Origin of the sequence: Psychrobacter sp. UBA5136, assembly GCF_002414005.1 — a bacterium.
Classification (GTDB): Bacteria; Pseudomonadota; Gammaproteobacteria; order Pseudomonadales; family Moraxellaceae; genus Psychrobacter.
This window is the reverse complement of sequence record NZ_DHYG01000003.1, coordinates 1-23,669: the sequence shown is the minus strand read 5'-3', so window position 1 is coordinate 23,669 and position 23,669 is coordinate 1. Positions and strand designations below refer to the sequence as shown.

Sequence of the window (23,669 nt, the reverse complement as noted above, 5' to 3'; positions counted from 1 at the left end):
GACAGCATGACAATTATTAGAACATTTATTAAAACATTGTCGTTACTGAAATCTAATAACTACTAAGGCACTGCTGTTATTAACGCTAATTTAGCTAAATTTTTCTCTTAACCACATTTGCCGCTAACTATACTTAGCGATTGCCCGTAATAATTAGCGCCCTGATTGATGGACGGTTACGGACAGTTACTTGAGCGTATCATGGAAGCCAGCGCTATTCAGCTAACAGATAAGGGTAACCGTTTATGTTCGCTACATTTATGATTGATCAAATGGATGCGTTGTTGCTTGCGCGTATCCAATTTGCCTTTGTTATCTCATGGCATATCATCTTTCCTGCTTTTTCTATCGGTCTTGCCAGCTGGCTGACCGTGCTTGAGTTTCGCTGGCTTAGAACTGGCAAGCCTATTTATGTCGAAGTATACAAACACTGGGTCAAGATTTTCGCTGTCGTCTTCGGGTTAGGCGTGGTCTCAGGCGTTGTCATGTCTTACCAGTTCGGTACCAACTGGGCCGTCTTTTCTGATAGAGCGGGTAATGTCCTAGGACCGCTACTGGCTTTTGAAGTATTGACGGCATTCTTCCTAGAAGCCTCCTTTTTAGGGATTATGCTGTTTGGTTGGGGACGGGTGAGCAAACGCATGCACTTTGCCTCCACCGCTATTGTAGCCATTGGTACGATGATATCAGGATTTTGGATTTTGGCGGCCAACAGCTTTATGCAAACGCCGCAAGGTTTTATGTTAGGGGCTGATGGGCTGTTATATCCCGTCAATTGGCTTGAGATTATCTTTAATCCTTCGTTCCCTTATCGCTTTGCCCATATGATGACGGCGGCATTTTTAACCACCGCCTTTGTCGTTGGCGGTATCGGCGCTTACTATCTACAGTCCAAAAAACATACGGAACATCGAAAGCATGGTCGCGTTATGCTGGGCATGGCGATGATTATGGCGATATTTGTCGCGCCAACACAGGTACTTATCGGTGATATGCATGGTCTAAACACCCTTGAGCATCAGCCGGCCAAAGTAGCAGCGATGGAGGGTCTATGGGAAGATGCACGCGGTGCGCCGCTTGTACTATTTGGCATTCCAGATCAAAAAAACCAAACCAATAAATACGAAGTCAGTATTCCTTATCTATCAGGTCTCATCCTTACCCACTCGTTTGATGGCGAAGTCAAAGGGCTTAAGAATTGGGCACCAGAGGATCAGCCGCCCGTCATTATCGTGTTTTGGGCTTTTCGTATCATGGTTGGTATTGGTATGTTGATGCTGCTCATCGGTTTGTTTAGCCTTTATAAGTACTTCAAAAAACAGCAGTTCAATCCTGAGAGTAAACTTTTCCACCGTGCATGGATGATGATGACGCCGCTTGGCTTTGTCGCTTTGCTCGCGGGCTGGTTTGTGACCGAAACGGGTCGTCAACCCTATACAATCTATGAAGTCATTCGTACTGCTGAAAGTATGTCCCCTGTCGCAGCGCAGCAAGTGGCGACAACCTTAATTGGCTTTATCGTTTTATATGCCTTTGTATTTGGCGCAGGCAGTTTTTATATTCTGCGTCTTATTGCGCAAGGACCCAAACCGTACGAAGATCCGTCGGACGATCATTTTTATGATCATTCTGTCACTGAAGCCCAAGGGCGTACCTTGAGCGGTGATAAGCACGCCTCTGACAAAACCGAGGGGCATGACAAAGACATGGAAGAACCTGCTGACGACGTCGATGATGGAGGGTTACGCTAATGTTTAATTATGGTGATGTATTAGATTTACCCTTAATTTGGGGCGGCTTAATTGCGCTATCGGTCTTTATTTATGTCTTGCTTGATGGTTTTGATTTGGGCTGCGGTATCTTGTTTCCATTTGCAGGCTCGGATAAAAACCGTAGCCGCATGATGAACTCTATTGCCCCTTTTTGGGATGGTAACGAGACTTGGCTGGTGCTAGGCGGCGGCGGTTTATTCGCGGCCTTCCCTGTTGCCTACGGCATCATTATGAGCGGTCTTTATTTGCCCGTTATCTTTATGCTGTTTGGTTTAATCATGCGCGGCGTGGCGTTTGAGTTTCGTTTTAAAGCAACCGCGCATCGCTACGTTTGGGATGGTTTCTTTTTTATCGGCTCTGTCGTTGCGACTTTTGCCCAAGGGATTATGCTTGGGACGCTAGTGCAAGGCTTGGAGGCAAGCAACCGCCTATATACCGGTGGGCCTTTTGATTGGTTCTCGCCCTTTTCTATCATGTGCGGTTTTGCGCTGTTAATTGGTTATGCGCTACTTGGCTCTACTTGGCTGATTATCAAAACCGAACACACGCTACAAGTATGGGCGCGCAAAGTTTCAGGGTGGCTGCTCACAGCCTTAATCGTCGCAATGATTGCGGTCACGATATATATGTACTTTTCAGATATCGAGGCGCTTGAAGGCTGGTTTAGTTTACCAGGTTTGTTATATTTAGCGCCTATGCCGATTATTGTGTTGCTGTTGTTCTTTTTTATGCGTAAAAACTTAAAAACTGAGCGCGAATATCGTCCATTTTTATTGACCGTTGCGTTATTTTTGATGGGTTATATTGGGGTTTGTATGGCGGTCTTCCCGTACATCGTACCGTATCAAATGACCATTTATGAAGCGGCAGCGGCTGATACTTCGCTCTCCTTTATGTTAATTGGCGCAGGTATTATGTTGCCTATCATTTTGAGTTATACGGCATTTGCGTATTATACTTTTAAAGGTAAAACCAACCACGAGCACATGTATTAAACAGTATTCTAAACCCCAAGTTTTCAGGAGTTCGATGTGAAAAAACTCAGTAAAAAACAGTCGCAATGGGCATGGTTTATTGGCTTATATCTCGCCGGTTTTTTGGTTGTTTTTACCATTGCCCAATTAATAAAATTGGCCATGGGTGTATAAAATCCGTCTATTTTTATCACACTTATGGGCCTAAAAAAGCAGCGCTGAGTACTAATATTCAGCGCTGCTTTTTTGTTTTAACTTTAACTGTCGTAAAACCGTTTAAGCGCCGCGATGATGATCAACGCTGTGATTTTCGATAAATTCATTGACTTGTGCTAAGCGCTCAGGGGTACCAACGTCTATCCAATTGTCTTTAATCACCTCAGCGGTAATTTGGAACTTTAGCATGGCTTGTTTTAACAATGGCGCAAGCGCTGCAGGTTGCCCTGTTACCAGCCCATCAACCAGTCTAGGCGAGATAACGCTGATACCGGCAAAGGTATATTTGTTGGCGTCGGCAATTGGCTGCTCGCTTGCCAGTCCATTATTGATGGCGAAGTCGCCGCCATTATTATGCTCAGGATTGTCAATCAATAATAAGTGCGCAAGTTGGTCAGGCCCCAGCGTATAGTCCTGCAACCGAGCAAAATCATAGGTCGTCCAAACATCGGAGTTGACTAAGATAAAAGGCTCATCGCGCAGCTTATGCGTTTGCAGCGCATGAAAAATGCCGCCAGCCGTTTCAAGCGGCTCATCGTCCTCAACCGACCAATGCAGCGTCACGCCATACTCTGCACCATCACCCAGCGTCTGCATCAGCTTGTCCGCAAGCCATGACGTATTGATAGTAATGTCAGTGATACCAGCAGCCTGTAGGGCTTTGATGTGCCAAACAATAAGTGGCTGCTCGCCCACTTCAACCAAAGGCTTTGGCGTCTCAAGCGTTAGCGGTCGCAGGCGCGTACCCTTGCCAGCCGCCAAAATCATTGCTTGCGTTATTACCGACATACACGCTCCTTGTTGTTCACTGAATTATTGCTAGTTTTTAATAATTAACCGTTAATGATTGACCGTTTTAAATGCTTTAAGCATCTTTACTTTTTTACTCTCATTTAAACGTATTGCTGGGCAAATTTATGTTGATAAGCAGGCAAGATAACCTCACGCAGCCATTCATTAAAAGGATTGACCGCTTGTTGCATATCGGGACTGCCATACTCGGCAAGCCACTCTAGCTCAAAGATTAAATCACGCATGACTTTTGGAATATCAGCCAAATAGCGACTTTTGCCATCACGTTCAAATAAGCGGATAAAGATGCCCAGCACCTTTAAATGCCGCTGTACGCCCATGACGTTGACGTCGTTTTCAAACTGCGCCGCATTATCAGCGGTCGCAAGCCCTGCTTGCTCTTGCAGTTGCCAATAATCCTGAATCCAGCTTGCTACTTGACTCTCTGGCCACTCTACGTAGGCGTCGCGTACTAATGACACCAAATCATAGGTATATGCGCCTATCACCGCATCTTGAAAATCAATCACCCCCAAGCGCGTATGATCCGCTTGGTCTTGCATCAAATTGCGGCTGTGATAATCGCGATGCACGACGACCTGCGGCTGTGACAAAATCTCAGCGATTAAAGCAGATTTAAGATTTTGCCAAAGCGATTGTTCAAGCTCAACGCCAATATAAGGGATAAACCATTCGCTAAACAAATCCATCTCACGGTTTAATAGCGCCGTGTCGTAATCCGGCAATTGGTAATCCGCTTTTGCTGTCGCCACAGGCAGCGCTTGCAAGGCAACCAAAGTACGCATCGCCAATTGATAATAGTCATTCACCTGAGCGGCTGACGCATCGACCAGCAGATGGGCAAACTCTACCGTCCCAAAATCTTGCAATACCAAAAAGCCTTTTGCCACGTCTTGAGCTACAAGCGTCGGGACATTGATTGCTGGTGACATGAGCTTTGCGACATTGATAAACTGCTGCAACGCGTCTTGTTCATCAGCCGAATCCATGACAATATAGCGCCCAGTTTCATAGTGACCAGTTTCTACGTCGTCATTGCCCAGTAACTGCATACGGTGATATTGGCGCGCGCTGGCGTCACCAGGCAGACTATCAAGGGTAAATTTCTGATTGGCAAACACGTCTTGCAGCCATTGCTCTAACTGCTGCTTGCGAGCAGCATTTACACTAGGGTCTAATAGGGTTTTATTCGTCATAAAAAACATCGCAGATTAAATATCAGTCATAACTGACTAAATTAGTGATATGGGTGGCAAATAGTTGTTAAAATAATGGGCGCGCGACTGACCAACGCAGCGGCTTTAAGCAGATTAATCATTCAGACTCTCGTGCTATGAAGCAGTGAGAAAGTCTATATAGTCCGCTATATTATAAATTTTGGTAAATAGTGTAGCTGATTTGGTTTTTTTTGACTATGATTAGTCGTCATTATATATAAAACGTTCCGATTTTCGAGATTAACGTCTGAATGACTGGTTTATTTGCCGTTAAATGGCGCTAAAATATGGCCAGCAATCCAACGCTCGCAATCCAATAGGCTCTACAATCATAGGTGTGCCCTTGTTATATTCTCCGCTTTACCAAAGCATTCGTTTGATTTTATTTGGCGCCTTGGGCTTATCCAGCTTGACGGTCAGTGCGGCTCCTAATAATGTCGATAACAACGTTGATGCGCAGATGACTGAGGCATTGGTCACTGATAACGCTAGCGATTATGTTTCTGAGGTCGCGGCTAAAACTAAAAGCCCAGTCAATCAAGACATTCGTTATCACAGCAAGCGTGCGCAAAAGACGGACAATAACAGTACCGACTTTGACAATATTGGCGTTAAAAACGCTGCCTTTAAAGAAAGCGACAGTCAAACCAAAAATATTGCCGCTGATAAAAATAAGCCGCTTCTCACTAATGATGACGCTTTAGACAATGTTATTAATGTCAACAATGTTAATAGTGATAATAACGATAATATAAATATCACAGCCATTAATGACAGCAGTGCCAGTATTAATGCCACTAGCAATGGTAATAAGCAAAACAATGCTGAAACTAACGCTGGTAAACGCCGCGTTAATACTGATGACGACAGTATTCAAGACAGTCTGATGCGTTTGGCAGAATTTTACGAATTAACGCCAGATACAGATCCTGCAACGTTAAATAATAATAAAAAAGATCACGTAGCAGACAGCAATAACAGCGATATTCAAAATGCCTTTACCGCGCAAACCATTCCAGCCGTAGGTAGCGACTTAAAGCTGCTACCAAATAGCGTCGATAGCGCCCAGCGCTGCGAAGGCCAATGGGTCTATCCCAAGAAAAATCCTAATTACCAGCGCGCTGTCAATGAAACGGGCGCCAGTAACGGTCAGCCAGCGCCCAACTTAAACGGCATTCCAAATAATCAAGCGCCGCTGTTCGCAGAATCGGATTATGGCTATTATGATAATGTCGATTATGCTGAGCTCTCAGGCAATGTCATTGTTGACCAAGGTACGCAGCATGTCGAAGCCGACAAAATCGTACTCGACCTAAATAATAATGTGGCAGCCGCGCAAGGTAAAGTGATGTTTACCGACCAAGCGACGGGGCAAAACATAAATGCCGCTGGTTCATCGCAAGCTGGCCGTGTTCAAAACGGCAACAGACAAAACAGCAATGCTCAAAACAATAAAGCCAGCCTTACTGATAAAGCGTCAACTGGTGGTCTTATCGGTGTCGCGGACAGCTTAAACTATAATACCGAAACCGGCCAATCAACAGCAAAAGACGTGGCTTTTGCCAGTGTAGAGCTGCAAGCACACGGCTACGCTAAACGCCTCAATCGCCCCAACGAAACCCAGTATGAGCTTGATGAGGTGATGTTTAGCACCTGTCCGCCGACCAATCGCAAATGGCAGTTTGATGCCAAAAGTATCGACTTAGATACCGAAACGGGTCGCGGTGAAGCTTATAATACGACTTTTAGAATTGCCGATGTGCCAGTATTCTATTTACCCTATTTTAACTTTCCTATAGACAATCGGCGCAGTAGCGGCTTTTTATTACCGAGCGCGAGTGTTGGTAGTGAAAGCGGTCTTGAAGTTGATGTGCCTTATTACTTTAATTTAGCGCCTAACTACGACGCCACCCTGAACACCCGTGTTTACACCAATCGCAACCCCATGCTATCTGGTGAGTTTCGCTATCTAACTGAGGAGTATGGTGAAGGGATTTTTAACGGCTCATACTTGCCCAGTGACAGAAAATATGACGGCGAAGATCGTAGCAGCTTTTTTTATGATCATTACTGGTCGTCTAGCAGCATTCCGCGCTTAAGTGGTGATGCAAAATACAGCTATGTGTCCGATGCCGATTATCTCAATGATTTTGATACGTTAGGTTTGTCAGACAATACGTTAAACCTACCGCGCCGTGCTCGGGTTAATTATTATAATGACTATGTTAATGGTGAATTAAAAGTCGAAACCTTTCAAACGCTCGATGCTTTTAATAATAATGGGCAGCCATTACAAGACAAAGATAAGCCCTACTCGCGCTTGCCGCAGCTCAAACTTGATTATCGCCTGCCGTGGGCAAAAAGCTTTGATATTACGGGGGTAAGTGACTCCGCTTATTTTAAAAAGTCCATCGATGATGGCTCTGAAAATGAAAAAAGTGGCACGCGATTTTATAATAAGCTAAGCGCCGTTTATCCAATGGAAAAATCTTGGGGCTATATTAAACCTAAGCTTAGCTTACAGCATCTGTATACGTCTTATGATGAAGACAGTTTGGCGGATAATGATCTGAGTAAAGACGATGGCAGTCAATCGGTGTTTGTGCCACAAGTCAGTGTCGATGCTGGGTTGCACTTTTATCAAGCAGGCTCGCCTTTTGGTGCCTTTGACGATACCTTAGGCGGTTATCGCTTACTCAGTCCGCGCTTAAAGTACACCTACTCACCCTATAAAGACCAAAACGATATTCCTAACTTTAATACCCGTATCGCTTCTATCAACTATGAGCAACTGTTTTCGGACAGCTGGTTTTTAGGCCATGACCGCCTGCAAGATTTGCATGCCTTTACACCAGGCATTAATTATCGTTACATCGATGCAACGGGTGTGACACGTTTTGATGGTAGCATTGCAGAGCAGTTTTATATCGACGATGGACGCGTGACCCTCGATGGCGAAAAACCCGTACTAACGTCCTCTTCATCTGGACTGGTATGGGATACCAGCGCCCAGCCTTATAACAACGTCTGGGTCGATATGAGTGGCGCCCTGACCAATAGCTATGATTTAAACTATATCACCACTGAGCTGCGCTACCAGCCGTCCGACAACAGCTTATTTAACGTCGGTTTTGTAAAGCGTATGCGTGATGAAAACACCGATCAACTACCTTTATCGGCATTTACCGCATCGGCGATTTTCCCCGTTAATAACAACTGGCGTGTACTGGCGCAGGGTCAGTATGATTATAATCGTAATAAGATGCTGGATTCATTAATCGGCGTCGATTATGAAGATTGCTGTTTTGGTTTTGCAGTTTACGGTCGTCGTTACTATAATGACTTAAACATCAAAGACAAACCCACACAAGCGATTATGGCCGAGATCAGACTCAACGGTCTTGGTAGCGGTAGCAGCCGTTTAACGCGCTTACTTGCTGACAAAGTGTTGGGTTTTGAGCCGGTTCAAAGCGCATGGAAGGATTAATAAGGATGAATAAATATCATCTATACGCTTAGATTCACGTATGATTGATGGTTTATGTATAAAGTATCATTTGTGATATAACATTGTTTGTACCCTATTATAAACAGCCCTAGCCGCTACTTCACTATTAACAGTAACGTCAATAGGCTTAACCGATTACCATCCGATGCAATGACATTGATGAGGAGCATCATGAGATTTTTTTCTTTACGTCAGACAAGCCGAGCTGTATTGCTTTCTATGGGTATGACAGGCGCTATTGCCCTCAGCCTGAGTGTACAAGCAGCAACCGTGAAGCCTGCAAAAACTTCAGCTGCAAAAGTTGATGCTAGTACTCAGCAAAATAGCGCCGCACGTTTGACGCCAGCCAATAGTACAGACGGTATCATTGCTTTGGTCAATGAAAACGCCATCTTAAAAAGCGACTTGATCGCTGCTATGGCGCAAACTCAAGCACGTGCTCAAGCAGCGGGCGAACCGATTGCCAATTCTGCCCAATTGCAGTCTGAAGTGTTAAACGCCCTTATCTTGCGTGAATTACAGCTGTCGATGGTCAAACGTATTGGCTTAAATCCTGATGAAGCCGCGATTAATCAACGTTTGGCTCAAATCGCCCAAGCCGAAGGACTCAGTAGCATTGGTGATTTGCAACAACGTTTGGACGCCGCCAGACCAGGAAGCTATGCCACCTTACGCGCGCAATTGATTGAAGATGCCGCGATTCAAGCGTTGCAGCAGCGCCAAATTGCAAGCCGCGTGCGCATTAGCGAACAAGATATCGATGCATTTTTGGCCTCTCCTGAAGCCAAGCGCTTAAATCAAAGCGAATATCAAACCATTCATGTGCGCGTGCCCTACATGGATGACTATAGCCGATTGTCTGACGCCCAGCGTGACGAAGCGCTAAAGGTCGCGCAACGTCTACGCACTCGCTTGCTTGCACCAAACGTTGATGTCACAGAAGCCATTACGGCAAGCCAAGGCAGCTATCCTATTCAGTTGCAAGGCGGTGATATGGGCTTTCATAAAGCCGCGGCGCTACCGACCGAGCTTGCCAGCGAAATCACCAAACTCGAGGTCGGCGCTGTGAGCGCTCCGTTAGTAACCCCTGAAGGCATTGATATCATTAAACTGGCTGATAAAAAAACCAGTGATACCATGCTAGTGCCGCAGTGGCATACCCGCCATATCTTAGTGAAAGTCGATGAGCTGCAAACCGATGCCTTGGCTGAGCAAAAAATCAATGACCTTTACGAGCAATTACGTAAAGGCGCTGACTTTGCGAGCCTAGCAGCGACGTATTCAGATGATCCCGGCTCAGCAGGGCGCGGCGGCGATTTGGATTGGGTTGGTGAAGAGCAGATGATTGGACCATTTGAAGCCATGATGAAAAATACCGCGGTTGGCGACTATTCTGCGCCCTTTAAAACGCAGTTTGGTTGGCACATCTTAAAAGTCGAAGGTAAGCGTGAGCAAGATGTCAGCGATGAATACCGTCGTAATATGGCGCGTCAAGCGTTATACCAGCGCCTTGCGCCGCAAGCCAAAGAAGACTGGCTACAAGAACTGCGAGCAGGCGCTTACATCCAAGTACTGGGTTAGCCGCTGTTAATCAGATAAAAAAGGGTAGATGCTGATGTCTCTACCCTTTTTGCTATCTAAAGCATTTATTAATACCAACAATTTTTGGAGATAAATTTAATTGCTACTTTTGCGCCTCTATTACGATTAAAGAATTGGTGATTAAAGAGGATTTCCAAACATTCATAAAAACCAACACCCAAAGAAAAGCCCCGAACCTAGGGCGATGGGTTCAGGGCTATGGCGTTTCATATTGTTGTTATTATCTCTTCCGTGTTGACTCATCCTAAGTCATAAACAGTAACCTATAAGACAGCGGGCTGACCTGTGCTTTTATCGTTACTGCCTCAACACTGCATCCTTGCGTATCCTTGTGTTGATGGTTGTATTCTAGGTTAATTGACGGGAGACGACTAGAGGCTAAAGACCTTATTTAACGTAAGCATTTGCTTACATCCTAATCGCCGCGTTCAAAAATATTCAAACAACTCATCAATCTATCTTATCAATCGCTCTTATCCTCTGCCTGGGCGTGCTCTTTTGACACTTTACAGCCCTCTTTTTTGCCTGCCTCGATTTTATGTTCTGTCTCTTTGACATCTGCTGCTTGCTTGGTCGGCGCATGACTTTCTTGTATGCTTGCTTCTTCTGGCTCGTATTGCAGCGTTGTCATCACCGGAAAATGGTCGGAACCAATAGAAGGCATACGCTGGATATCGACCAAGGTAAAGCACGCACTATGAAAAATATGATCCAGCGCCCAGCGTAAAAAGGGGTAGTCGACATGGAAGGTATTGATAAAATGGCGCCCAATACGCGGATCTAACAAGCCTGAGATGCGCTGAAAGCGGCGGGTGGTCTTTGACCAAGCCACGTCGTTTAAATCGCCTGCCAATATCGCCGTTTGCTTATTTTCTTTGATGTGTTTTCCGACCATCAATAGCTCAGCGTCACGCGTCGTCGATTTATCGGCTTCTGTCGGACTTGGCGGCATGGGGTGCAAACAGTATAGCCAGATAACTTGGCCGCCCTGCAAACGCATCTGTGTATGAATAGAGGGGATATCATCAATCATCAAATATTTGACTTCAGGTTCTATAAGCTCAAGCTTAGAATACAGGTGCATACCATACAGATTATCCAGCGGTACTTTGACGGTATAAGGGTAATCTGCTTCAATTTGATGAAGGGCTTTTTCCCATTTTTTATCTGTCTCTAAAGTAACTAAAATATCGGGGCGCTTATCTTTTACCAGCTCCACCAATTTTTGCGTATGATTATTAGGCGTTAAGACATTCGACACCATAATTTTGAGCTGGTGCGCTTGCCCCTCTGGCATGTCTTTGGCGCTTAGCACTTCTTTTTTCCACAGTTTGGTATAGGGCAATACCATTCTAAGCTGAAAGGCGAGCGCAATGCTTAAGACAATAAATAACACCCACTGCGCAAACTGCCAATCGGAGCAAAATAGCAACATAACTATCCAAGCAGCGATACCAAGAAATATAATCTGAATACGGGGGAACTCAACACCGCGCACCCACCAGTTATCGAGAGGTAACCAGCCCCAAATGGTGACAAAGGCAATCAATCCCGCTAACCACTGTGCGCCATAATATAATAGGGAAAAATCCATAAAGTGTATCGACCGTTTATTGAATGAATGGCTAAGCCAATGATGCTGATGTTGATGGTAACGTTTTTAACAGTGACATTTTTAATAGTGAGGCTTTTAATAATAAGTTTTTTTAATATAGTGACCGCTTAAATTAAAAATAACTGTTTAAACTGCTAATCTTTGTAATTTTACAGCAAGATAAACAGTGAGATAAATAATAGCTGCTCACTTTAGCATCTCATGCTGCCATCGCCTACTACTGCATACTCATCGCGCGTCTGTTCACCGTAAAAAATTACACTCTGAGCCATTTTAATAGTAGTTAAGTTATTTGTATTCAGGTTATTTATAACCTCTTTTTCACCGGTGTCCTTAATTTATCGAGAATGCAAGAAATACGCTTATAAAAAACCTATCCTGATAGGATGGGCTTGTATTTAAGCAGCGTTGGCACTATTTATAGCAAATAGTCAGTAAGCCAACAGTTAATAGCCAATAATCAATAAGCTGAACAAGTAGCAAGATGCATAAGCATTAAACCTAATCCCTGCTTTGTCATCGTAGCTGGCAGAATCATCACTCAACGTTATAGTGTATATAATAAATCGCCGCTAAAAAACACTGTGCATTCTCTAAAAAACCTTGCTTTTTGCTGCTATTCACGGCATTGTTATCGGTTGGCGATGCAACAATTTATGGTAAAAAGGATTCAGTTTCATGAGTAATTTAACAGTAGGTTTGGTAGGCTGGCGCGGTATGGTCGGGTCAGTATTGATAGAGCGGATGCGTGAAGAAAAAGACTTCGATGGTATCACACCGGTGTTTTTTTCGACCAGTAACGCAGGCGGCAACGCGCCAAGCTTTGACGGTATGAAGACCAGCCAACTAAAAGATGCTCATGATATTGAAGCACTTGCTGCCTGTGATGTGATTATTACCTGCCAAGGTGGCGACTACACCTCAAAAGTGCATCAGCCCCTGCGTGATAGCGGCTGGAATGGCTACTGGATTGATGCGGCAAGCACGTTACGCATGGAAGACGATAGCATCATCATTCTTGACCCCGTTAACCGCAGCGTCATTGATAAAGCACTAGCGAGCGGCAAAAAAGACTTTATCGGCGGCAACTGTACCGTGTCACTGATGCTTATGGCGATCGGTGAGCTGTTTAATAAAGGCTGGGTCGAATGGGTCAGCGCCATGACCTATCAAGCAGCGAGCGGCTCTGGGGCCAACAATATGCGCGAGTTAATCGAAGGCATGGGCGTGCTTCATGATGCCGTTAAAGACGAGCTTGCCAACCCTGCTAGCGCCATTCTTGAGATTGATAAAAAAATCGCCCAGACGCAGCGCTCAGATGATTTTCCTAAACAGTACTTTGGCGTGCCATTAGCGGGTAGTTTGATTCCTTATATCGACGCACAGTTAGAAAACAAACAATCGCGTGAAGAATGGAAAGGCGGCGTTGAAACCAATAAAATCCTTGGTAATTCTGAAGCAGATAAAATTGCCATTGACGGTATGTGTGTCCGCGTTGGTGCCATGCGCTGCCACGCTCAAGGGCTAACGATTAAGCTCAAAAAAGATATCCCGCTAGAAGAAATCGAAGCCGCGCTTAAAAATAGCGGTAATCAGTGGTTAGATGTGGTCGAAGACGACAAACAAGCGACCATGAACCGTTTGACGCCTGTGGCAGTAACGGGCACTTTGACCGTCGCGCTAGGACGCCTACGTAAGCTTAACATGGGTCCTGAATACCTAGGTGCCTTTACCGTTGGTGACCAATTGTTGTGGGGCGCAGCAGAGCCGCTACGCCGTATGCTAAACATTATCCGTGAGCAAAACAGCTAAATTCATTCTCATCGGTTTAATCTTAAATTAAAAGAAGACAGCGCTTGCTGTCTTTTTTTTATTGGTCATTAGACCATTTTTATGGCTGGCTTTTCTATCTATACAAATTATTCGCCGCTTAAATTTCGCTGTCCAAAAAAACGCTTAACAATGCTATAATTAGCGCCATTTTCATAGCTTAAATAGCGATTATCTTATGCAATTTGTCTTACACAAAACGGCCAGCGGTATCACGCGCGCGCGCCGTGGTACGGTTCATCTCAATCACGGCGACGTGCAAACGCCTGCTTTTATGCCAGTGGGTACTTATGGTACCGTAAAAGGTATGCTACCGCGTGATATCGAAGCGATTGGCGCGGATATTATCTTGGGCAACACTTTTCACTTATGGCTGCGTCCAGGTACCGATATCATTGATAAATTTGGCGGTCTGCATAAATTTATGCATTGGGATAAGCCCATTCTCACCGATTCGGGCGGCTTCCAAGTATTTAGCCTTGGGGCAATGCGTAAAATCACCGAAGAAGGGGTGACTTTTAAATCACCGATTGATGGCGCAAAAGTATTTTTATCGCCAGAAAAATCGATGCAAATTCAATATAGCTTAAATTCAGACATCGTCATGCAATTTGATGAATGTACGCCCTATCCTGCCACCCATGACGAAGCCAAAAAATCCTTAGAGTTGTCACTACGCTGGGGTCAGCGCTGCGTTGATGAGCATAAGAGACTTGGCAGTACCAATGCGTTATTTGGCATCATTCAAGGCAGTATGTATGCCGATTTGCGCCAGCAATCTCTTGAAGGGCTACTTAATATTGGCTTTGATGGTTATGCCATCGGCGGCTTGTCGGTTGGTGAGCCAAAAGAAGAGATGATAGAAGTACTAGACTATATCGCCGATGATATGCCAGCCGATAAGCCGCGCTATTTGATGGGCGTTGGTAAGCCTGAAGACCTCGTTGAAGGGGTACGCCGCGGCGTGGATATGTTCGACTGCGTCATGCCAACTCGCAACGCGCGTAACGGTCATTACTTTGTCACTGGTGACGCCGAAAACGCTGGCATCATACGTATACGTAACAGCCAATATCGTACCGATGAAGGTCCCTTAGATCCTGAATGCGACTGCTATACCTGCCAAAACTTTAGCCGTGCCTATTTATCACATCTGAATAAATGTAAAGAGATGCTGGGTGCGCAGCTGGCGACTATTCATAACCTGCGCTACTATCAGCGCTTGATGCAAGGTATCAGAGACGCGATTGAACAAGACAGATTTGATGAGTTTGTAAATGAGTTTTATAGTAAACGCGGACAAAGCGTTCCTGAACTCAATTTACGTTAGGCGTTTCTAAGATTGTTTGATCTGTATCACAGTCTTTAAATTAAGTTGGTTAAGAGGCAAAAAGGGCTTAAGATATTTCTTAAGCCCTTTTTTATATTTTATTAATGGGATGTATTAATGGGTCATTTTTACTATCTAGGCTATGCTCATACTTTAAGAACACAGCTGATAGTATTGATGAAGTCAATTTAGTTCATCAAAGAGGTCACGAAAACGATAAGTACAGCGATTGGCGCAACAAATTTAGCAATGATTTGCCATAATTGCCACGTGAAATTCGACAATCCAAGCTCTTGCTGGATGCTACGCTGATCCATTTGCCAACCGACAAAAATAATCGCGGCAAGGCCTGTTAAAGGTAGCATAAATTTACTGGTAACCTTGTCTAGGGCGTCAAAGATACCATTGCCCATGATGGTAAAGTCGCTCCATAGATTAAATGATAACAAGGCGGCAATACCTAATAGCCAAACAGCGATACTAGCCACGATGGTCGATACGGTACGGCTCATCGGCGTACGCTCTTCTAAAAGCTCAACCGTTGGCTCAAGCAGCGAGATTGATGACGTCACGGCGGCAAAGGTAATCAATAAGAAAAACAAAGTACCAATAATGGCGCCCGCGCCCATGCTACCAAAAGCGATTGGCAGACTGACAAAGATAAGACCAGGTCCTGAAGCAGGATCAAGACCGTTGCTAAAGATAATTGGGAAAATTGCTAGACCAGCAGCCAAAGCGATAACGGTATCCAAAATGACAACCGTACGCGCCGTGCTTAACAAATTAACGTCACGGCCCAAGTAAGAGCCATAAGCCACCATAATGCCCATACCGATAGATAGCGTAAAGAAAGCATGCCCAAGAGCTGCTAGCATCACATCGCCGTTTAGTTTACTAAGGTCTGGAGCAAACAGATAATTGACCGCTTCGCCAAAACCACCATTCATGACGTTGTAGCCAACGATAACAAATAAAATCACCCCTAGTAACGGCATTAAAATCTTGGCCGCATTTTCAATACCTTTAGTCACGCCCACACCAACGATTACAGCGGTGATGACCATAAAAACAGTATGCCAGATCGTCAACGTACCCGCTGACGCTAGCATCGCATCAAAGGTAGCCGCTACAGAATCACTGTCTTGACCAGCAAAGCTTCCTGAGCCAACTTTGGTGATGTAGTTAAGGGCCCAGCCACCGATGACGCTATAAAACGATAGAATCAAAAAACCGCCCAGAATACCCGTGGCACCTACGATACTCCAACTACGGGACTTGCCTTCGCTTGCGGCAACATCAGAATAAGTATTGATAGGGTTTTTTTGTCCGCGGCGACCAATCAACCACTCTGCAACTAAAATTGGAAAACCAATCAGAGCAAGACAAAATAAATAGGCGATAACAAAAGCGGAACCACCGCTCTCCCCAACCATGTAAGGAAACTTCCAGATATTTCCTAAACCAACTGCCGACCCCACTGCCGCCAGTACGAAGCCAAAACTTGAGCTCCACTGAGCGTGTTCTTGTTTATTAATAGCCATTTTGCCTTCCTCGTGCTTCAATGAATGCTGCTGATAACCTTCCTTGATTATCCTAAATAGCGCTTTATTGTAGCGCGCTATTTAATCAACGTGTCAATGTGACGCGCCTAGCAACATTATGAAAGAATTGTTTACAATATCGTAAACGCTCAGTTTCTGCTAAGCAACCAAAAAAGTCAAGTAGTCATAAATATAAAAAGCCATAACTAATAGTTATGGCTTTTTATATTTTTAGCAATAATTTATAAATGTTTGCTTGTTAAGCGTAAGGCTTTAAACTATTTTTATTGTCAGTAAAACAATATTTATCGTACCACGCCGCGACGGCTTTTTTGTAGCGAATCTATCAATAAAGCAATCTTTGGCTCTTTTGGTAACAGCTCTTCTTTTAAAATCTCAAGCGCTTGAACCGTCGTCAGCCCTGATCGATAGATAACACGGTACGCTTGGCGCAGTACATCAATCGTCTCTTTTGACCAATTTTTACGGCGCATGCCCTCGACATTTAAACCATGGGCTTTAGCAGGATTACCAGAAACCATAGTAAAAGCAGCCACGTCCTTTAAAATCAGACTAGCACCGCCAATCAAGCTGTAATCATCAACCGTACAAAACTGATGAATACCTGAGTTGCCGCCGATAATTGTATGATTACCGATGGACACATGTCCTGCCACACCGACATTGTTAGCCAGTACATTATGGTCACCGATTAAGCAATCATGAGCCACGTGGGTATTGACCATTAATAAATTGTGGCTACCAATCTTGGTCAGCTCACTGTCTTGTGCGGTGCCACGATGCAAACTGCACGCCTCGCGAATGGTATTGTGATCACCAATCTCAAGCCAAGTGCGCTCACCAGCGTATTTTAAATCCTGCGGGTCTTCACCGATGCTGGCAAACTGATAAAACTGATTGTACTCCCCAATGCGCGTAAGTCTCGCTACGACCACATGTCGATGCAACACTGTATGGGCGCCGATGGAAACTTCATCACCGACAATACAATAAGGACCAATGATGGCAGTCTCATCTATCTTAGCGGACGGTGAGATGAGTGCTGTTGGATGGATCTGACTCATAATGTGGGCCTTTGTATTATCTGATGCGAGTAAATGGTAAAACAAATACAGACCGTTTAGCGTTAACAATCACCCTAATATCCGCTCTGTTTAGAAGTACAACTGTTTTAAAAAAATAACTTTGTTTAAAAGTACCACTATGTTTAAAAGTACAGCTTTGCTTAAAATGCAGCCATGATTTTCATCAATTTTATTGACGACAATAACAATCACTGACTTTTATTGTCCCTGACGGGCAATCATAATCTGCGCACTCGCAGCAAGCTCGTCTTCTACATGGACGGTACAATCAAACTTATAAATGCCCTGCTTTTGTAGTACGGTTTTGGCGCGAATAATCAGCTGATCACCTGGGATAACGCGGCGCTTAAAACGTACTTTATCCACCCCTGCAAACAGATACAGATAACCGTCTTCTGCTGTCAATCCGGCACTAATAAAACCAAGCACACCTGACACCTGCGCCATTGATTCAACCATCAACACCCCTGGCATAATCGGCTGATCAGGAAAATGGCCATTAAAAAATTCTTCATTAATGGTCACATTTTTAATAGCGGTAATACATTCGCCAGGCGTGCAAGATATCACTTTATCGACCAGCAAAAATGGATAACGATGCGGCAGATAATGCTTTAAGGTATGATAGGTTAATGGGAGTGTTAAGCCTTGCTCTGCTAAGCTTTTGATGTCTTCATCACTCGGTCTATCAATATCAGTCGTGCTCATAATGGCGCTTCCTTGCTATATTCTAAGCGTTGCTTTAATTTTAAGCATTGCTGTGTTTTAAAATTCTGTAAATACTTATCGTAGCGCTAAGCACTCATTGTCATTTATTAATTTTAGGGTCTCGAGCCGTAATAGAATAGTCACGCTGTCCTAGTCACGTCCAAGCTGGCGAAAACGTACCGCTGCACGGCGCCAATTGGCCGTTGGCATGGCTACCGTTCCAGAAGAGTATGAGCCAGCCTTGGTGATGGATTTGGTCACCATAGACATACCAGATAAGGTCACATCATCAGCAATGTCAATATGACCGGTAATACCAACAGCGCCGCCGATAATACAGCGCTTACCAATACTGGTGCTACCCGCGATGCCGGTTTGCGCCGCAATGGCCGTACCATCGCCGATACGAACGTTATGAGCAACTTGTACGAGGTTGTCAATGATAACATGATTACCAATCACCGTATCATCGAGTGCGCCGCGATCAACACAGGTTTGGCTACCAATTCGTACATGATTACCTATCACCACGCGTCCTAGCTGAGCAATACGCTCCCAGCCCGTAACGCTAGGGTTGCTTGTGGGCGCAAAACCAAAACCTTCTGCCCCTACACTGACGCCAGCGTGCAATCTAACATGGTTACCAAGTACACAGTCATGCCCTATCACCACTTGGGATTTGAGCACACAATCACTACCAATGGTGGTGTTTGCCTCGATGACCACATGAGCATCAAGCTCACTGCGGTCACCAATTTGCACCTCTTCACCAATGACACAGAAAGGCCCAATAGTGACTTCATTGCCAATAACCGCGCTTTCTGCCACGACAGCGCTTGGATGAATACCGCTCACCACCGATTTGCAGGCAAAAAGCTGACTGGCACTGGCATAAGCCAAATAAGGCGCAGCAACGACTAGGGCAACCGTGTTCTGTGCAACCTTGTCTTGATGCTCTGCCGTGATCAGCACTGCCCCAGCCTGACTACTTGCTAGACTAGAAATATAATGCGGATTGGCTAAAAAACTTAACTGCTGCGAATTGGCGGTTGTTAAATTACCAATACCGTCTAATTTTAGACACAATTGCTCAGCGCTAAGGTCGTCCTTATTAAGAACAGGCTGACGCTGCTCAATCCGAGTGATAAGTTGCTCAATCGTTGTCATAGTTTCTATTAGTATAATTGCTAGTATAGTTGCTCTTGGTATGAATAAGAGAGTCGCCAAGTTGAGATGTCATCTTGACGACCTACTAAATTTTAATTGCTGGTTAATAGTTATTTGCGCGAACAAAAGCCATTAAACCGCTCTACAGGGCTTTATGAGACTAAAAAGTGTTACCAATTTGGAACTGAACTTTTTCGGTCTCATCGCCTTCTTTGTCACCGATAGGCACCGCATAACTGAGTGAAATCGGGCCAATTGGCGTATACCAAGTGACACCTAAGCCCGCACTAAAGCGGAATTTATTGTCTTGAGTTAGTAGTGGAACACCAGTATCGTTACCTTTAACTGGATCAATAAAAGTACGATCTTCTTTATCTGTGGTATCAAACACCTGACCACCTTCGGCAAATAGTACTGGACGTACTTGGTCTGCCCAATCGCCTTTAAACGGCATCGGTAAAATCAGTTCGGTACCAAAAGTGACTAGCGCATTACCGCCGATCTCTTCTGGTTTTAATGTGCCCGGTTGGTCGCTCACAGCATCATAGTAGCTTTGCGATTTAGGTCCTAGCGTTGATGCTTCATAACCACGCACTGAGCCATAACCACCGGCATAGAAGTTTTCATAAAACGGCAAATCATTACCATAGCCAAGCTTAGTATAACCGCGAGCTATCCAGTCTTTATAGATAGGATAATAAATGTTACCGCGATAAATAAGCTTTTGATAACTTTCGTCACCAAGACCAATCGTTGCATCGATGGTATGGCTCATGCCTTTATTTGGAAATACGGGCCGATCTAGGGTGCTGTAATCCCAGCCTAGTAGTAAATTATAGGTTTGATAGTCATTTTTAAAACCAGTACGACCCGAGAATTCATTATCATCATTAATAAATTTCTCGAATGAACCACCGCCATCAATAATTTGCTGCACGTTTGATACACCAAGACGGCTACCACCGCGTACGGTTGTCTTATCAACGTTTAAGCCTGCACTGACGCGTTTGGTTTCATCAACAGGATAGCTGTAGTTCAGCGTGGCACCATAAGCATCGGTGACATAGTTACTAACGTTTCTGTCATCGTATTTGGTTTCACGATAATATGCGCTGATACCTTGCGACACGCCGTTTTCGGTAAAGTACGGATCGGTATAACCCAAGCTATAAGAATCACGCGTTTCAGAACGTGATAGCGCTGCTTTCACACGGTTACCGGTGCCCATAAAGTTATTTTGGGTCAAGTCCAACTGAAAAGTGACGCCGCCGCTTTGCGAGTAACCAGCCGCAATCGTCGAGCTACCAGAAGGCTGCTCTTCGACCGTATAATTGACATCGACTTGATCTGGCTGATTAGGCACGGGCTTCACATCGACATTGACGGCTTTAAAAAAGCCAGTACGCATCAAGCGCGTGCGTGACAGCTGAATCTTGTCGTTAGAAGCAAGCGCGCCTTCTAACTGACGCATTTCACGGCGCAGTACTTCATCTTGGGTTTTTAAGTTACCCGTAAAGTTGATACGGCGCACATAGATAGGACGCGCAGGATCGATATAATAATCGACGTCGACCACTTTGGTCTCATCATTGATACGCGGTACTGGTCTGATTTGGGCTAAATAATAGCCTTCATTACCATAACGGCTTTTAAGGGCGGCCGTTGTGGCATCAAGTTTGGCTTGTGAGTATTTTTCATTGGACGCAAATGTCACCAGCTCTTTTAGCTCACTGTTATCAAAGGTTGGCTTACCTAAGAAGTTGACTTCGCCAAACTGATATTGCTCGCCTTCGCTTAAGCTAACTTCGATAAACACACTGCTTTTATCTTCACTGATATTAAGGACTGCATTATCTACAGAAAAACGCACATAACCATCATTTTGATAAAGCGCTTTTAAGTTTTCTAAACTGGCTGCCAGTTTTTCTTTAGCATAGCGATCCGACTTAGATAGCAGGCGTGTCCACGACGACTCTTTGACGGCAAAGACGTCTTTGATCTCTTTATCACTAAAGTGCTTATTACCAATAATATTGATATCAACCACTTTGGCAGGTTTACCTTCGATAAAGCGCACGTCAAGTTTGACGCGGTTGCCATCAAGCAGCGTTTGATCGACTTCAATATTACTATTGTAATAACCTTGGCTGATGTATTGCTGCTGTAGCTCGTTAGCAACCCCTTGCAATGTCGCTTGTTTAAGCACATCGCCGACTGATAAGCCTGCGTTACTAAGCCCCTGCTCAAGCCCTTCTTTTGGGATGAGCTTATTGCCTTCAAAGTTGACTTCAGCGATGATAGGGCGCTCGACGACATCAAAGCGCAGCTTGCCACCTTCGACACGACTTTGGATATCGGCAAAGTTTTCCGTCGCATACAGCGCCTTAATACTGGCGGCCAAGCGACTATCATTGACCGTATCACCTACGGTAATAGGTAACACTGGATAGAGACTATCAGGAGTTAGGCGTTGTAGACCGTTAAAACCAATATCAGTGACCACAAATTCTGCAGCCTGAACCGGCATACTCATCATCGCTACAACTAACGGCAACCCAGCCGCGCTCATAAATAAAGGCGTACGCATAAACACTATCCGTCAATAAAAAACTTGCTTAAGTTAAGTTAAAAAGCACATCTTGTCCAGCCTATTTCGCGCGCAATTATGCAGGCGCTCATGGCGGACTCAGGACACTTTATATAAAACGCATCATAAAATAAACTAAAAAATAAAATTAGTACAGTAGCGGTACTATAAAATAAACGCCGTAATGCCTTAACAATCTGCTATGAAGAAACGTACAACCATTAATCTGTCGTGCCTTAGTTGCTAAATCGTCACATCCTTTGTCAAAACAGCCGACTGATGTCATTACCAATTGCTAACACCATGAAACCTGCCAGCAAGAGTAAACCAATATTAAGGCCGACCATTTGTACGCCTTCAGAGAGTGGTTTGCCGCGTATCAGCTCAATCAGATAATAAACAATATGGCCACCATCTAACACAGGAATGGGCAAAAGATTCAATACGGCAAGGCTCAAACTAATCAACGCCGCCGTCGATAATACCATCTGCCAGCTAATATCAAAGCTTTGTTTGGCGACCTTAGCGATGGTAATCGGTCCTGATAAATTCTCCAAACCTATCATGCCTGAGAGCATCTTACCCATTGAACTGACCGTCATAACGGCCAACTGCTCAGTCTTTTCAAACGACTTCACCAACGACTCGCCAGGACCATAGACGACCATGGTTTTGTAAGCATCAGGGATCACGATTTCAGACTCTGCTACCATAGCACCAATTTGCCCATAAACGTTACCTAAATTGTCTTTTTTACCTTGCGGCATAATAGATAACTGAACTTGTTTGCCGTCACGCAGCACGGTGAAACTGAGCAAAGTCTCAGGATTGTCGCGAATGATTCGCGTGGCGCTAATCCAGTCTTTAATTTCTTTATCATTAATGGCAGTAATGCGGTCACCAACCTGTAAGCCTTGACGACTGGCCGCGCCATCAGGGGTCAAGTCGCCAACGATTGGCGCAATTTGTGGCTGCCACGGTAGCATACCAAAGCTTGATAGCGCGTCTTTGCCTTGCGCATCGCCTTGCATAAACTCTTTAATCGGTGCTTGGTAGGTCTTAATAGCGCCATTAGCTTCTGCATCTGACTGCAAGGTAACACTGACATTATCGGTTTCGCCCATACGCCCAGCAAGGCGGTAGTTAATGCCTTCCCACGTTTGTACGTCATGACCGTCAATAGCGACAATTTTATCACCCACAGGTAGCTGCGCCATCGCTGCTGGGGTATCTGGCAAAACCTCACCAATCTTCGTTGCTAATTGCTCAGATGGGGTCATAAATAATACCCAAAATAGCACAATAGCAATCACAAAATTCATGACAGGGCCTGCCGCAACAACCGCAATTTTCTTTAGCGGATGCTGACGATTAAACGCCAAATGCAGCTCGTCTGCGGCTACCTCGCCTTCACGCTCATCGAGCATTTTGACATAACCACCAAGCGGCAGTGCCGAAATACGATAATCAATGCCGCTTTTTTTACTCGTCCAACCAAAAAGCTTGGGGCCAAAGCCAATAGAATACGTGAGCACTTTAACGCCGCAGAGACGTGCCACGATATAGTGACCCCACTCATGCAAGGCAATGAGCGGACCTAAGACAAATATGGCCGCAAGCAGCGTTAATAAAAACGTCATGATCTTTTCTCAGTATTCTCTTTTACCCCACTCTCAACTTGAA

At 44.7% G+C, this 23,669-nt stretch carries 16 protein-coding genes; 7 read left to right on the top strand and 9 right to left on the bottom strand.

The features are described from left to right. Positions 1 to 245 precede the first annotated feature (245 nt). The 3 genes from B4240_RS00455 to B4240_RS00445 are packed head-to-tail and all read left to right on the top strand — an operon-like array spanning position 246 to position 2,920. Positions 246 to 1,751 carry a cytochrome ubiquinol oxidase subunit I gene (locus B4240_RS00455; RefSeq protein WP_414707057.1) on the top strand — a complete coding sequence of 502 codons (1,506 nt, stop codon included), beginning with the start codon at positions 246 to 248 and terminating at the stop codon, positions 1,749 to 1,751. Next, a complete protein-coding gene (gene cydB / locus B4240_RS00450) occupies positions 1,751 to 2,767 on the top strand; it encodes a cytochrome d ubiquinol oxidase subunit II (RefSeq protein ID WP_296236232.1) in 1,017 nt (338 codons plus the stop codon). Before B4240_RS00455 ends, cydB begins: the two co-directional genes overlap by 1 nt. A 36-nt stretch (positions 2,768 to 2,803) precedes the next feature. Beyond that, positions 2,804 to 2,920: a DUF2474 domain-containing protein gene (locus B4240_RS00445; protein WP_102077207.1), complete on the top strand. Its 117-nt coding sequence runs from the start codon at positions 2,804 to 2,806 to the stop codon at positions 2,918 to 2,920. A 102-nt stretch (positions 2,921 to 3,022) separates the two neighbouring features. On the opposite strand, the gene murU is transcribed toward B4240_RS00445, so the two are convergent. Beyond that, a complete protein-coding gene (gene murU, locus B4240_RS00440; protein WP_296236231.1) occupies positions 3,023 to 3,751 on the bottom strand; it encodes an N-acetylmuramate alpha-1-phosphate uridylyltransferase MurU in 729 nt (242 codons plus the stop codon). Between the two features lie 104 nt (positions 3,752 to 3,855). After that, complete coding sequence (locus tag B4240_RS00435) at positions 3,856 to 4,980, bottom strand: aminoglycoside phosphotransferase family protein (RefSeq protein WP_414707056.1); 1,125 nt, start codon at positions 4,978 to 4,980, stop codon at positions 3,856 to 3,858. Between the two features lie 355 nt (positions 4,981 to 5,335). On the opposite strand from B4240_RS00435, the gene B4240_RS00430 reads away from it, so the two are divergent. Together B4240_RS00430 and B4240_RS00425 are read left to right on the top strand one after the other, a co-directional pair. Next, on the top strand, positions 5,336 to 8,479 hold the full coding sequence (locus B4240_RS00430) for an LPS-assembly protein LptD (protein ID WP_296236229.1): 3,144 nt from the start codon (positions 5,336 to 5,338) through the stop codon (positions 8,477 to 8,479). 192 nt (positions 8,480 to 8,671) lie between these two features. Next, on the top strand, positions 8,672 to 10,081 hold the full coding sequence (locus B4240_RS00425; protein WP_296236228.1) for a peptidylprolyl isomerase: 1,410 nt from the start codon (positions 8,672 to 8,674) through the stop codon (positions 10,079 to 10,081). Between the two features lie 484 nt (positions 10,082 to 10,565). On the opposite strand, the gene B4240_RS00420 is transcribed toward B4240_RS00425, so the two are convergent. After that, positions 10,566 to 11,696, bottom strand: coding sequence for an endonuclease/exonuclease/phosphatase family protein (locus B4240_RS00420; protein WP_296236227.1), 1,131 nt, complete (start codon positions 11,694 to 11,696; stop codon positions 10,566 to 10,568). A 699-nt stretch (positions 11,697 to 12,395) separates the two neighbouring features. Between B4240_RS00420 and asd the strand changes: the two genes are divergently transcribed. Next, positions 12,396 to 13,529 (top strand): aspartate-semialdehyde dehydrogenase, encoded by a 1,134-nt coding sequence (gene asd, locus B4240_RS00415; protein ID WP_296236226.1) that lies wholly within the window; start codon positions 12,396 to 12,398, stop codon positions 13,527 to 13,529. Between the two features lie 196 nt (positions 13,530 to 13,725). Then, positions 13,726 to 14,877 (top strand): tRNA guanosine(34) transglycosylase Tgt, encoded by a 1,152-nt coding sequence (tgt, locus tag B4240_RS00410; RefSeq protein ID WP_296236225.1) that lies wholly within the window; start codon positions 13,726 to 13,728, stop codon positions 14,875 to 14,877. Between the two features lie 188 nt (positions 14,878 to 15,065). Here the strand turns inward: tgt and B4240_RS00405 are convergent, their stop codons facing one another. The 6 genes from B4240_RS00405 to rseP all read right to left on the bottom strand — a co-directional run bounded on the left by B4240_RS00405 (position 15,066) and on the right by rseP (position 23,626). Further along, positions 15,066 to 16,418 carry a sodium-dependent transporter gene (locus B4240_RS00405; RefSeq protein ID WP_296236224.1) on the bottom strand — a complete coding sequence of 451 codons (1,353 nt, stop codon included), beginning with the start codon at positions 16,416 to 16,418 and terminating at the stop codon, positions 15,066 to 15,068. A gap of 305 nt (positions 16,419 to 16,723) precedes the next feature. Continuing rightward, entirely contained in the window at positions 16,724 to 17,503 is a 780-nt protein-coding gene (gene lpxA, locus B4240_RS00400; protein ID WP_296236223.1) for an acyl-ACP--UDP-N-acetylglucosamine O-acyltransferase, read from the bottom strand. Between the two features lie 219 nt (positions 17,504 to 17,722). Further along, a complete protein-coding gene (gene fabZ / locus B4240_RS00395; RefSeq protein ID WP_296236222.1) occupies positions 17,723 to 18,232 on the bottom strand; it encodes a 3-hydroxyacyl-ACP dehydratase FabZ in 510 nt (169 codons plus the stop codon). A 150-nt stretch (positions 18,233 to 18,382) separates the two neighbouring features. After that, positions 18,383 to 19,399 (bottom strand): UDP-3-O-(3-hydroxymyristoyl)glucosamine N-acyltransferase, encoded by a 1,017-nt coding sequence (lpxD, locus tag B4240_RS00390; protein WP_296236221.1) that lies wholly within the window; start codon positions 19,397 to 19,399, stop codon positions 18,383 to 18,385. A 160-nt stretch (positions 19,400 to 19,559) separates the two neighbouring features. Next, the gene (gene bamA / locus B4240_RS00385; RefSeq protein ID WP_296236220.1) at positions 19,560 to 21,986 is read right to left on the bottom strand and encodes an outer membrane protein assembly factor BamA; all 2,427 of its coding nucleotides are present in this window, start codon (positions 21,984 to 21,986) and stop codon (positions 19,560 to 19,562) included. Between the two features lie 263 nt (positions 21,987 to 22,249). Further along, a complete protein-coding gene (gene rseP / locus B4240_RS00380) occupies positions 22,250 to 23,626 on the bottom strand; it encodes an RIP metalloprotease RseP (RefSeq protein ID WP_296236219.1) in 1,377 nt (458 codons plus the stop codon). Positions 23,627 to 23,669: the final 43 nt, after the last annotated feature.